Source organism: Agrobacterium sp. GW821-FHT02D03 (genome assembly GCF_059421725.1).
Window position 1 is genome coordinate 134,986 of sequence record NZ_JBWKVN010000002.1, and the last position, 12,952, is coordinate 147,937.

General features: G+C 58.1%; 11 protein-coding genes. 6 read left to right on the forward strand and 5 right to left on the reverse strand.

The features are described 5' to 3' along the window. Genes AC07U5_RS14145 through AC07U5_RS14160 form a run of 4 tightly spaced genes read left to right on the forward strand, consistent with a single transcriptional unit; the run spans position 1 to position 3,663 of the window. Positions 1-1,134 carry an LLM class flavin-dependent oxidoreductase gene (locus AC07U5_RS14145; protein ID WP_113175618.1) on the forward strand — a complete coding sequence of 378 codons (1,134 nt, stop codon included), beginning with the start codon at positions 1-3 and terminating at the stop codon, positions 1,132-1,134. Further along, a complete protein-coding gene (locus tag AC07U5_RS14150) occupies positions 1,127-1,963 on the forward strand; it encodes an ABC transporter permease (protein ID WP_245495259.1) in 837 nt (278 codons plus the stop codon). Before AC07U5_RS14145 ends, AC07U5_RS14150 begins: the two co-directional genes overlap by 8 nt. Next, the gene (locus AC07U5_RS14155; protein WP_062442541.1) at positions 1,960-2,664 is read left to right on the forward strand and encodes an ABC transporter ATP-binding protein; all 705 of its coding nucleotides are present in this window, start codon (positions 1,960-1,962) and stop codon (positions 2,662-2,664) included. The genes AC07U5_RS14150 and AC07U5_RS14155 overlap by 4 nt, the downstream gene beginning before the upstream one ends. 45 nt (positions 2,665-2,709) lie before the next feature. Then, complete coding sequence (locus tag AC07U5_RS14160; protein ID WP_494723379.1) at positions 2,710-3,663, forward strand: aliphatic sulfonate ABC transporter substrate-binding protein; 954 nt, start codon at positions 2,710-2,712, stop codon at positions 3,661-3,663. A gap of 84 nt (positions 3,664-3,747) precedes the next feature. Here AC07U5_RS14160 and AC07U5_RS14165 read toward each other — a convergent pair whose 3' ends face one another. From AC07U5_RS14165 to AC07U5_RS14180, 4 genes are all read right to left on the reverse strand, one after another. After that, the gene (locus AC07U5_RS14165; protein ID WP_494723380.1) at positions 3,748-6,054 is read right to left on the reverse strand and encodes a xanthine dehydrogenase family protein molybdopterin-binding subunit; all 2,307 of its coding nucleotides are present in this window, start codon (positions 6,052-6,054) and stop codon (positions 3,748-3,750) included. Then, the gene (locus tag AC07U5_RS14170) at positions 6,051-7,040 is read right to left on the reverse strand and encodes an FAD binding domain-containing protein (protein ID WP_494723381.1); all 990 of its coding nucleotides are present in this window, start codon (positions 7,038-7,040) and stop codon (positions 6,051-6,053) included. Before AC07U5_RS14170 ends, AC07U5_RS14165 begins: the two co-directional genes overlap by 4 nt. Further along, on the reverse strand, positions 7,037-7,585 hold the full coding sequence (locus AC07U5_RS14175) for a 2Fe-2S iron-sulfur cluster-binding protein (protein WP_494723382.1): 549 nt from the start codon (positions 7,583-7,585) through the stop codon (positions 7,037-7,039). The genes AC07U5_RS14170 and AC07U5_RS14175 overlap by 4 nt, the downstream gene beginning before the upstream one ends. A gap of 106 nt (positions 7,586-7,691) precedes the next feature. Further along, entirely contained in the window at positions 7,692-8,681 is a 990-nt protein-coding gene (locus tag AC07U5_RS14180; protein ID WP_112520332.1) for an XdhC family protein, read from the reverse strand. A 219-nt stretch (positions 8,682-8,900) separates the two neighbouring features. On the opposite strand from AC07U5_RS14180, the gene AC07U5_RS14185 reads away from it, so the two are divergent. Continuing rightward, on the forward strand, positions 8,901-9,482 hold the full coding sequence (locus AC07U5_RS14185; protein WP_162693010.1) for a TetR/AcrR family transcriptional regulator: 582 nt from the start codon (positions 8,901-8,903) through the stop codon (positions 9,480-9,482). A 240-nt stretch (positions 9,483-9,722) separates the two neighbouring features. Here the strand turns inward: AC07U5_RS14185 and AC07U5_RS14190 are convergent, their stop codons facing one another. Further along, complete coding sequence (locus AC07U5_RS14190) at positions 9,723-10,739, reverse strand: FUSC family protein (protein ID WP_112520333.1); 1,017 nt, start codon at positions 10,737-10,739, stop codon at positions 9,723-9,725. 211 nt (positions 10,740-10,950) lie between these two features. Here AC07U5_RS14190 and AC07U5_RS14195 point away from each other — a divergent pair, with 211 nt between their 5' ends. Next, the gene (locus tag AC07U5_RS14195; protein WP_130978026.1) at positions 10,951-12,672 is read left to right on the forward strand and encodes a thiamine pyrophosphate-dependent enzyme; all 1,722 of its coding nucleotides are present in this window, start codon (positions 10,951-10,953) and stop codon (positions 12,670-12,672) included. Positions 12,673-12,952: the final 280 nt, after the last annotated feature.

Genomic DNA, 12,952 nt, shown 5'->3' on the forward strand with positions numbered 1-12,952 from the left:
ATGAACGTGCTCTGGTATATGTGCGCGCCCGATGGCGCTTATCCCTGGAAGCCGGAAGGCTCCCGCACTATCGACTATGGCTATTACAAGCAGCTCGCACAGGCCTATGACCATCTGGGCTTTACCGGTGCTCTATTCGCCACGGGTGCGCATGACGTTTGGCCGCTCGCCAGTGCTCTCCTGCCCTACACAGAGCGAATGAAGTTCCTCGTCGCATTTCATCCCGGCCTGATCGCGCCCACCCTTCTTGCAAAGATGGCTGCGACATTTCAGGAGTTTTCGAACGGCCGGTTGATGCTCAATGTCGTCTCCGGCGATGCCAAGATGCTGGGTGCCTATGGCATGATGCTGCCGCATGACGAGCGCTATGCGATGGCCGATGAGTATCTTGCCATCTGGCACCGTCTGATGGCGGGCGAGAGCGTTACTCACAAAGGCAAGTATTTCCAGACGGAAGGCGCAAAGCTGGCATTGCCAGCAGGCACCTCCATCCAGCCGCCGCCGCTCTGGTTTGGCGGGTCTTCGGACAGCGCCATGGACGTCGCAGCCAAGCACGTCGAAACCTATCTTTCCTGGGGCGAGACACCCGAGCAGATGGGGGAGAAGGTTCAACGGGTCAAGGCAAAGGCTGCCGAGTACGGACGAGAGCTCAACTACGGGATCCGCCTCTACGTCATCGTCCGCAAAACCGATGAAAAGGCCTGGGAGGCCGCGGCCGACCTCTACGATGAGATGGACGACGCGGCGATCGCGGCAAACCAACGTTTCGTCTCCAACACGGACTCGGTCGGCCAGCAGCGTATGAGCGCCATGCATGGCGGCATCAAGCCCCCCAATCTGCGCGATCTGGAGATTGCCCCCAACCTGTGGGCAGGTGTGGGCCTCGTTCGTCCAGGTCCAGGCACGGCCATTGTCGGTTCTCCCGACACAGTGATCCGCACGCTCGAAGCCTACCAGAAAATCGGCGTCGATACCTTCATTCTATCGGGCATGCCCCTGCTTGAAGAGGCCTATCGCTTCGGCGAACTGGTACTACCGCGCCTTCCCGTGGCGCGCGTGACACCGGAACGCAAGCATTTCACATGGTCCACCCTGTTCGACCGGGACCTCAGCGGAAAGCCTGCCAATGTCTGACACAATGGCATCAGCGCAAGACAAGCGGCAACGGGCCGACCAATCCGCCAGGCCGAGGAATGCAGACGGCCGGCTGTGGACGATCGGCGCCCGTATCGCATCTCCGATTGCGCTCATCGTCATATGGCAAGTTGCCAGCACCGTCGGTCTGTTGTCCCCGCGTATACTTGCAGCCCCAAGCGATATCGTCGCGACGGCGGTTCGTCTGATCGAGTCCGGAGAACTTATCACAGGGATTGCTGTTTCTTTTTTGCGCGTCGTGGCCGGGTTTTCGATCGCGGTCTTCGTCGGCATCACGCTTGCGCTTATTTCCGGCCTCTCACGGCTCGGTGAAGCTGTCATCGATCCGCCGATCCAGATGTTGAAAGCCATGCCGTTCCTCGGCCTTCTTCCGCTTTTCATTCTCTGGTTCGGTATCGGCGAAGCGCCCAAGATCGGTCTTGTTGCCTTTGGCGCAATCTTTCCGATCTATCTGACGTTACATGGCGGCATCCGCGGCATCGACAGGAAGCTCATAGAAGCGGGCCAAACACTCGATCTCGGCACCGCTGGCATTATCCGCCACATCATCATTCCAGGCGCGCTGCCGTCGCTTCTGGTCGGCATCCGCTACGGGCTGAGCGTCGCCTGGCTCAGCCTTGTGGTCGGCGAGCAGATCAATGCCTCGAGCGGCCTCGGCTACATCATCACCTATGCACGCGATTTCCTGCAAACCGACGTCATCGTCGTCTGTCTGCTGGTCTACGCGATGATGGGTCTTTTGACGGATGGACTGGTGCGGATGATCGAAGCTTATGCACTACGCTGGCGCCCGCAGGTGATCGCATGAGCAATCTTGTCGACATCAGACAGCTTCATCGCTCCTTTGGCGGACCGGCCATCCTGGACGGCATCGACCTGACCATCGCGCCGGGTGAATTCGTTGCGCTTCTGGGTCGCAGTGGATCGGGAAAATCGACGCTGCTGCGGGTGCTATCAGGCCTTGACGCTGCTCCTGCAGAAAAACTGGAGATTCCCTCGAGGCGTTCGGTGGTGTTTCAGGAGCCTCGACTTCTTCCGTGGAAAAGCGTCATGGATAATGTCGCGCTCGGCGTGAAGACGCCTGACTCCCGTTCGCGCGCCAGCCAGGCACTGGCGGATGTCGCGCTGTCTCACCGGCAAGATGCATGGCCTCTCACCTTGTCGGGAGGCGAAGCACAGCGGGCAGCGCTGGCGCGTGCCTTGGTGCGCGAGCCCGCTCTTCTTCTTCTCGATGAACCCTTCGCGGCCCTTGATGCGCTGACCAGATTGCGCATGCACGATCTGGTTTTTGAACTGTGGCGCAAGCACAAGCCCGCCGTGTTGCTCGTCACCCATGATGTATGGGAAGCCGTCGCGCTTGCCGATCGCATTCTTGTTCTCGATCAGGGGCGTATCGCGCGCGAAATCCGCATCGATGCTCCCCATCCTCGGCGCCGAAGCGATCCTCAACTGACGCTTGTCGAAACAGAGCTCCTGCAAGAGCTAGGCGTCGAACCGTCCCATGCCTGAAGCCAAACCTCACTCCCTAGCCGAAGCGGCAGACTGGATATTATGATGTTTACCAAGCGAAAGTTGTTATCCGCCCTCGTTGTAGCGGCGTCGGTGACGGGCCTTATCCCTGCGGCTCAGGCAGCAGACCAAACGATCCGCATCGGCTGGCTTCGCGGGCCGAACGATATTACCTTGGCCAAGTCGCGCGGCACCTTGGAAAAAGCGCTCGCCGAAAAGGGCATTAAAGTAGAATGGGCTGGCCCCTTCCCCGCAGCAGCTCCCGCTTTCGAAGCGCTCAACGCTGGCAGCATCGACATCACGGCAGGCAGCTCGACATCGGCGATTGCTGCCTTGTCGGCTAAAATTCCGCTGGTCATTTTCGCCTACCAGAAAATGTCTCCGGGTGCTGAAGGCATCGTGGTGAAAAAGGACTCCGGCATCGCCTCGATCAAGGATCTTGCCGGCAAGAAGGTCGCCGTCAATCGGGGTGGTACCGGTGAATATCTCCTGATGCAGGGTCTGCAGACCAATGGTGTCGACCCGAAAAGCGTCGAGCGTGTGTATTTGAGCCCAAGCGATAGCGGGCCGAGCTTCACCCAGGGTCACGTCGATGCCTGGGCGACATGGGACCCATTCCTGACCATCGCGGAAACCGCCTATGAAGGGAAGGTGGTTGCCGATGGGGCGGCGATCAAGTCGGACAATGCCGTCGTTCTGGTTGCCAGCAAGGAATTTGCAAAGTCGAAAGCAGACCAACTTCAATTCGTCTTCGATGTTATCAAGTCCGAGAACGCCTGGGCCGTCGCCAATAAGGAAGAAGCTGGCACGGTGTGGGTCAAGGAGATGAATGTCCCGAGCAATCTCGCGGCAAAAATTGGCGAGAACAACGCCGTGCCCACCACGTCCGTGACCGATGCGGACGTCAAACAGATTGGAGCCGTCGCTGAATGGTATGCCAAAAGCGGCATCATTCCAGCACTTCCGAATGTTAAGGACAGCGTCATTTCTCTCAAATGACGGCCGGCGGTAAGTGAGCCGCGTCTGTCGCGGCTCTTTCCACGAAATCCCAAATTCCGCACGACCACCTTTAGGCGTGACGCATCAGTCAGCAAAACCCGTCATCAGCTTGTCCAAGGTGATGGGGAGATCGCGAACGCGAATCCCCGTAGCGTTGTAAACCGCATTCGCAACGGCCGCACCGACCCCGGTTATACCAATTTCACCGATACCGCGCGCGCCCATCGGCGCTTGCGGGTCGGGCTTGTTGGTGTAGAGGATCTCGATTGCCGGGACGTCCATCTGCACTGGCACGTGGTAATCCGCTAGCGATGCGTTCACGACGCGCCCGGTCCGCTCATCGAAGTTGGTTTCTTCGGTTAGCGCGAGACCAATGCCCATGATGATGCCACCCTTGAACTGGCTGGTTGCCATTTTGTGATTGAGGATCTGCCCAGCGTCGAACGAACCCAGGAAGCGGGACACGCGGGCCTCGCCTGTCACCTCACTCACACGCACCTCACAGAACTGCGCGCCATAGGAATGCATCGAGAAGGCCTGCATTTCTGCAGGCGCGGGTGCTTCCGCCTCGCAAACGACGTCTTCTCTCCCAGCTCTTTGAAGGATCGATCGATAGCTTTCGAAACGGCTGCTGTCACTGATATGCGCCAGCCCACCATCTCTGGTCTCGACATCCGCAAGCGAAAGGCCAGCAAGAGGAGAGTCGTTGCCGGCGAGTTTGATCAACTCTTCGACAAAGACTTCGGTCGCCGCGATGATGGCGCCGCCGATGGATGCAGTCTGCGTCGAGCCCCCGGCGATCACGCCCCTTGGCAGTCGGCTGTCGCCATATTCAAAAGTGACATGATCGAGCGGGAGACCCAAGCGGGCAGCAAGGTGCTGGACCTGAGCGGTGGCCGTTCCCATGCCCATGTCATGGACAGCAGTCGAAACCGTAACATGGCCGTCCGCCGTCAGCCTGATCCGCGCCGCACCACCAGGAAAACGATGGTAAGGATAGGTCGCGGTCGCGCATCCCATGCCGATGAGCCACTCGCCTTCGCGTCTTTGACGCGGCGTCTGGCTTCTTTTACTCCAACCGAACTGCTCCGCGCCCTTCTCATAGGCTTCAATGAGATAGCGGGAAGAGAATGGCTTGCCAGTCGTTGGATCCGTCTCCGGTTCGATCCGCCGACGCAATTCGATGGGATCAAGCCCCAGTTTTTCCGCGAGTTCATCGAGGGCACATTCAAGCGCGAAAGTGCCGACGGACTCTCCCGGCGCACGCATGAACGTGTTCACCAGCATGTCCAGGTCTGCCACATCCTGTCCGATCCTGAAGTTTCTGGCGCCATAGAGATGGCGAGCAGGAAAAGTAAATTGCTCCGGACAGGAGTTATGTGGCGTCATCGCAGCAGTACCGGTGTGGATCAGCGCATCAAGCGTGCCGTCGCGCCTTGCACCCAATGCCACGCGCTGTTCAGTCACCGTGCGTCCGCCGACGATGCGGAACACACCCTCGCGCGAAAGGACGATGCGCACAGGCCGCCCTGCAAGTTTCGCTGCCGCGCAAGCCAGGATCTGATGATCCCACAAGCACTTACCGCCAAAGCCCCCACCAACGTAAGGCGAGGTCACATGAACCTTGCTGATATCGAGGCCGAAAATATCCGCCAATTGTCCCGTGGTCAGGTCAAGCAACTGGCTGGCATCGTGGACGCGCAGTTCGTCATCGTTCCAGACAACCGTCGCCCCATGCAACTCAATGGCGTTGTGGTTATGGCGTGGTGTTCGGTAGACGAGATCGACCTTGACCTCTGCATTTGCCAATGCAGCCTCGGCGTCGCCGATTTCGACAAGTGGGGGCTGACCGAGCAGGTTTTCGAGTTGCCTTGGCGATTTTTTTGCTTCTTCGAAGGACAGGACCGCGGGCATCAGTTCGTACTTTGCCTCAATCAGCGATGCAGCGTCATCCGCCTGCTCCTGTGTCTCGGCAAGCACCAAAGCAATCGGCTGACCGTTCCAATTGATTTCGTCGTTTTGCATCACAGGAAGATCGCTCGCCCCGGCGGCTGTCGGAGATGACATCATCAGCGAGGGTGCCTTCATCCTCGGCGCGTTCTTATAGGTCATGACGAGAATAACGCCGGGTGCGGCTTCGGCCGCACTGACATGCAATTCGATGATGCGACCGCGCGCAACAGTGCTGAATGCAAGAGCTGCGTAGCTGATGTTATCGTAGGGAAATTCCGCCGCAAAGCGCGTTTTTCCCTGGACCTTCATTGGGCCTTCGATGCGCGATACGGACTGCCCAAGCGATCCATGTTTTCGCAGAAGCGGGTCACTGGTAACCGCGGGTTGCCAGCGACCTTGTCTGGCTGCATCAGGTAGGATCTTGGTGTCGGAGCTCATGCGTTCTCTCCCTTCAATTCTTCAAGAACCGCAACGATGGTGCGCTTTGCCAACTCGATCTTGAAAGCGTTGTCTCGCAAGCCAATCGCATCTGCGAGTTCCGCTTCGGCGGCGGCACGGAAGGTATCGGCGGTAGCGCTCTGACCTTTCAGAATCGCTTCGGCTTTAAGCGCCCGCCACGGCTTGTGTGCCACGCCACCAAGCGCCAGCCTGACATCCTGCACTTCGCCAGCTCCGTTGATATCGAGGGCAGCGGCAACGGAGACGAGAGCGAAAGCGTAGCTCGCGCGATCCCTTACCTTTCGATAGGTGGATCGATAGCCAAAAGACAGCGGAGGAATTTCCACCGCGGTGATGAGTTCATCCGGATGCAACTCTGTTTCGATCTCCGGCGTCTCGCCGGGCAAACGGTGGAGATCCTGCAGACGCAGTTTGCGGGTGCCTGCCGGGCCTTGAAGTTGAACCACCGCATCAAGCGCAACAAGTGCGACACACATATCCGAAGGATGCGTCGCGACGCAGTTTGTCGATGCGCCGAGGATCGCATGGTAGCGATTGAACCGTTCCAGGGCATCACAGCCGGAATTCGGTTGGCGCTTATTACATCTGGCGGCATTGTCATAGAAGTACCGGCACCGGGTGCGCTGAAGAATGTTGCCGCCCACCGTTGCGACATTTCGGATTTGCGCGCTTGCACCCGCCAAAATGGCGCGGGAAAGGGCCGGAAATTGCGACCGCACTGCCGCGTGCGTGGCAAGCGCCGTGTTCTTTACTGCGGCGCCAACCAGAAGGCTGCCATCTGCCCGCAATTCGATCGTGTTCGAAAGCTGCGTAACATCGATCAGCGCGTCTGGTCTCTCGACCGTCTCACGCATGAGATCGACAAGGTTGGTGCCGCCGCCCAAATATTTCGCGTTTGTGCCGGCCTCTTTGAGCGCGACGGCCGATACACCGTCCGTTGGCTGGTGATAGGAGAAAATATTCATGCTGGTGCCCTCTCGCCGGCCTTCATCGACCTCTGCTCGATCAGTGTTTCCGAAATGGCTTCAACGATGCCGTTATAGGCGCCGCATCGACAGAGATTGCCGCTCATGCGCTCGCGAATTTCGGTTTCGTCGACGGTGATGTTGTCGCTTGCAAGATCGGCAGTGACGACGCTTGGGACATTTCGTTCAATTTCGCCCACCATACCGATAGCGGAACAGAGCTGTCCGGGTGTGCAATATCCGCATTGAAACCCGTCATGCTCTATAAAGGCTTTTTGCAATGGATGAAGGCTGCCATTCGCAGCAAGGCCCTCCACGGTCGTAATGTTGCGGCCTTGATACTGGACGGCCAGCGCGAGACAGGAGTTGATCCGCTCACCGTCCACTAGAACGGTGCATGCCCCGCATGCCCCCTGATCGCAGCCTTTCTTCGTGCCGGTCAAATGAAGATAGTTGCGCATGAGATCGAGCAGCGAGGTGCGGATATCCGCCTCGACCTCCACTGCCGTTCCATTGATGTTAAATCGCATTGCAGATCTCCTCATCGTAAGGTCCGCGACGAACGCGTCTTCACGGCCTGTGTGAAACTTCTCATTCTGTTTCGTCGTGGCGTTCCGTCGAAACGATCGATGCGACGGTTTGTGCCTTGCTTTAGTTGTGCGTCGAAAAGGATTGCCGGGTGGCGGCTATGTCGGCGATGACAGAAAGGGCCAGGGACTGCGCGTCTCTTGCTCCAGCGAAAATGCCGATCGGGGCCTTGATCCGCGCGATGACCTCAGCCGAATGGCCACCTTGCAGCAATCGCTCTACTCGTTTCTGATGCGTGCGCGAACTGCCGAGAGCGCCGATGTAAAACGGCGATGCAGCGAGCGCAGCCTCAAGGACAGGTATTTCTCGATCCAGGTCATGCTGCAGAAGTGCAACCGCACTGTGTGAATCAATCAGCGCGCGGTCGGGTGGAAGGCTGGCCGCATCGTCAAAGAAAATGACGTCGTATCCGGCAGCTTTTGCGACACTGGCCGCTGTTTCGACCTCGAGCGTATGCCCCGATAAAATCACGCGCGCTGAAGGCCGGTAACAGGTGACAAAGGCGTCCCCATCCCAACCGGTCCGACAGCGCTCTGTGGTGACCGAAAGTTGTTCATGGCGCGGGACGTAGTGAAGCCATGCGCTTTGACGGCTATCGACGAGGCTCATGGTGGAACGAAGCGGCTCGATGTCTTTGACAATGTGGATGGCAACCGTAATGCCGCCTCCACAGGGAAAAACGATATCGAAGACGCGCGACCCCTCACCCAGCATGAAAAAGCGATCATGTCCGCTTCTTATGGTCTCCAAGGCCTCAGAGGCGATGGCAGCTTCCGTGCAGCCCCCTGAAACATAGCCGCAATAACGACCGTCGTTAGCGACCGCCATGTGCGCGCCAAGCGCGCGCGAAGAGCCGCCACGGATGTCCACCAGGGTACATAATGCGACCTGGAGCCCCGCCTCCTTGCCCTCAATGGCAAAAGCGAGGATGTCATAGGCCGCATCTGTTGAGAAAGCCTTCTGCGTTGGCGGCGATGCAGAAATGTCGGCGTTAAGAGGCAACCAACGAGCCGCATCATCGTTGCCTCTGATGTTGATAGCCGATTGCGTCATGAGAGCCTCCGGAATCGTGACATGAAATGGATGGATGACAGCGAAGTTCCTATGGAGCTCTTTGGGTCATAGTCGCCCGCCATCGTCATTCTCGGCATGACATTCGTCTCTTGGTTGGTTTAAAAGAAACGAAGGGCGCACCGTTAAACGGAGGCGCCTCCGTTTAAACTAGTGACTTGCGATCATTCGTCAAGCAATTTCTTATGGAAGGGCTTTCTCGTGCCCAAGCAACGAGCGCCATCGGTTGAACCGTCGCCACTGCGTGCCGATGCGAAGCGGAACCGCGCAAAGCTGATCGAGACTGCAGCCCTGGCGTTTACGGAACAGGGCGCGGCTGCGTCGCTGGAAGATATAGCGAGGCGTGCGGGGGTCGGGATTGGCACTCTCTATCGGCATTTCCCAAGCCGCGAGCATTTGGTGGAAAGCGTGTATCGGCGGGAACTGGAACTTCTTGCAACATCCGCTCGCGCGTTGATGCAGGAAGAAGAGCCTGCAAAGGCGGTTGAAGAGTGGATGAACAGATTTGTCAGCTACATGGCGGCAAAACGGGGCATGGCCAGCAGCCTGAAATTGCTGTTTACATCGAATTCCGCGCTGTTTGCCGACGGCACCAGGCTCTTACATATGGCATTTGGAGAGCTACTGGACAATGCCGTCAAGGCCGACGCGGTCAAGGCAGATATCGAGGCGGCAGACGTGCTCAACGCGCTCTTTGGTATCTACTCCATCCCGGAAGGTCCGGATTGGCGTAATCGTGCGCACAGGATCGTCAGGCTGGTCATGGACGGGCTGCGGCGCTAGCGTCGCCTAGCGCAAATTGAACATGCTTTGATGATCCTCTCGCCCTAAAGTCCCATGCCTCGCTCCTTCGAATTCTACGCGAAGCTTATAACTCTCTGCCCACGCGTCTTGTATTAGACTTTACAGCCTTCGCACCGGGGGCAACTTGATTTGTTTGTCACAAGGGCGTCTCAGCAACAGGAACAACAGTGCGGGCTTTACGACGCAAGAGGGGCATCCAACGGAGACGTCCATTGGCGGTCAGAGGTTGTCATCCCTCGCTCTTATTTGCCGCTTCGGCGCTATGGCGGCCCCAGCAAGGGCGACGCCTCCCCCAATCACAGTGGCGCTCAGTCGATCCCAATCGACACCAAAAACTTCGCCACCTGCCAACGCGATCATCAACACGACTGTCGCAGTGATAGCAGTGGCGAGCACGGCATAGCGGGCCTGCTGCAGTCCGAATGCAGCCGAGGCCAATAAGGCTGCTGCAATGACCTTCACTATCGGTGAATCGATCGCCATGATAATGATCGTTGCGATCATAATGCCGAGTATGGTCCCGCCAATCCGCTCGATTCCACGGAAAGCCGTGTCGCGCAGGCCAGGTTTTAGGACGATCATCGCAGTCATCGGGGCCCAATATTCATGGATGATGTGAGCGCCTCGGCTGGCCAGCAGTGCCACGCCTATGCAGATTGCAGCCCGCAAGGCATGTAGCCATAGATCGATGGTTCGAACATTGTCTTCGGGTGTCGCCACCCGTTCCGGTGCATCGACAGCCAGTTTCATGAGCCGGACCATACCCATCTGGATACCCGTGCCCAGCGCGACCAATGTTGCCCGACTGACACCGTCCGTCAGGTCGCCGGGGTAGTGCGCCGCCAGGAGGAACGCGATGATAATCTGCAACCACACCCACCAGAGCGCGGTGTCCCAACGGATGAGAGCGCCACACAATCCGCCCATCAGCATTGTCACGATGAGTTCAAAAAAAGGGTCCTGGCCCGCCATGGTCCCCAGGATGCTGGCTGCCGTCATCCCGGCACCGGTAAGCAGCATCGCATCCAGACGTTTATGGCGGACACGCTTAGTCGCTCCGAAGCCCGTTGCGAAGGCTGCACCTGCCGCGATCGAAGCCTGAACATGAGCCTCACTGAGTACGCCGACAATCAGTAGCAGGAGCAAAGCGGGCGTGGCGACGACGGCGCCTCGCCAGTCGAAATAGAACGCTTTTCGCACAGTATCGCGGATTGCCGTCCGATTGTCGGTTGCCAACTCGGCTGCTCCTTTAAAAGACAGGTCGTCAGGTGAACCATGTGCGCGCCGGATTGCAATGCTCGGGCTACGTAAATCGGCGTTCACATCTGTATTATTAGCAGCATAAGCAATGCCTTGGACACTTATACACAGCGCATTTTCCGTGAGGAACCAATCCTTGCACGTAGGATTTATCCAGCGTCAGGAAGTTTTTTTATAGGAATTCGTTATGACGAGACGTGTAGCTGATGTGATAGTAGAAACCCTGTCCGCCGCTGGAGCAAAGCGATGCTATGGTGTGCCGGGCGACACATTGAATTACGTAACCGATGCCATTCGCCGAAGCGACATACGATGGGTGCATGTCCGGCACGAGGAGGCCGGGGCATTTGCCGCCGGGGCCGACGCTCTGTTGACCGGTGAACTTGCCATGTGTGCCGGATCGTGCGGGCCGGGCAGCCTTCATTTCATCAACGGTGTCTGGGAATCCAATCGAAACCGTGCCCCGGTTGTGCTGATCGCCAGCCAAATTGTGCAGGACGAACTTGGATTTGAATTTCCGCAAGAGGTCGATTTCAAATCCGTCTATGCCAAAGGAACTGTCTTCTGCGAAGAAATCCGTACGCCCGCGCAAGCCAAGCGAATGACAGCCATGGCTGCGCAAGCTGCACTATCGAAACGCGGCGTAGCGGTTCTGATCGTTCCCGTCGACGTGTCGCAAGCGGCAGCCCCCGATGAACCCGATTTCACCGTCCACCGTGCCCAACCGGTGATGCGCCCATCCGACGCCGAGTTGCAACAGATCGCGGAGGCACTCAACACCGGCAAGAAGATTGCTATCTATGGTGGCTCTGGCTGTGAGAAGGCGCATGGCGAAGTTCTCGCTCTGGCTGAGCGTCTGAAGGCTCCGGTGGCTCGTACAAGCCGTGCGAAGGACTTCCTCGAACATGACAATCCCTATGACGTGGGAATGACGGGGGTGTTCGGAACGGCGGGCGGTTACCAGGCGATCATGGATTGCGATACGCTTCTGCTGCTTGGCTGCGATTTCGCATGGCGGCAATTCTACCCGACCAAAGCGACAATCATCCAGATCGACGTCAACGGCACTCATTTGGGGCGCCGTCATCCAGTCGACATCGCGGCAGTCGGGACGATCGTGGACACGCTCCAGGCATTGATCCCGCTGGTTAAGCCTCGCGATGACCGCAGCTTCCTGGACCACTCCCTGTCACACACGCATAAAGCCGAGAAGGCCCTCGACGCACGTCAAACATCTGGTCATCGGGATGTTATCCACCCGCAATATCTGACCGGGCTGATTGGACAGCACGCCGCACAAGACGCTGTCTTCACTGCCGATGGCGGATCGCCGATGGTCTGGTGCCTTCGCCACATCCCTTCGACTGGCACAAACCGTACAATCGTAAGCTTGAGCCATGGCACGATGGCAAACGCGATGCCACAGGCGCTGGGCGCGCAGGCCGCCTACCCAGGCAGGCAAGTGATCTCCATGTCCGGAGATGGCGGCCTGACGATGCTGCTTGGCGACATGCTGACCGCGGTGCAGGAAGAGTTACCGATCAAGGTTGTCGTTTTCAACAATGGCACGCTCGGATTTGTCGAGATCGAGCAAAAAGTGGAAGGTCTACTCGATACCTTCACCGAGCTACAAAATCCAGATTTCGGCAGGATGGCGGAATCGATGGGCTGGTGGGGCCGGCGGATCGAGCATCCAGATGGCCTGGAGGACGCCGTTAAAGCGTGGCTCGCCGAACCGGGTCCCGCCCTGCTCGATGTCGTGACCGTCCGCGACGAATTGGTCATGCCCCCAAAAGTGGAAGCGGGACAAGTGTTTGGAATGGCGCTCTATTCGGCGAAGGGAATTCTCTCCGGCCCTAAACGTGCGGCGGGCGTCGTCGATATGCTCAAGAACACCCTTCTTCCATGAAGTCTGAACAGAGATAGCGATCTGCCTTTTGAGGCGGGGGCGACTATTGTACCCCCGCCTCTGCTTGTCCTACCCGAGTGCCGCGCGTTCTTTCAGACGCATCAAAGATCCCGTCGTCGCCGATCGACGCGTCGTCATTTTCTGAAAATCGATTCCGATCTTCAGACCGATGCCGGATTGGCTGGTCTAATGTTAGGTAGCTGTATGTCCCGATACAGCAGCCCTTCTTCGATGTACTCCACCCCTCTTTCGTAGTGGCGCGAAGGTCGCAACGACGACG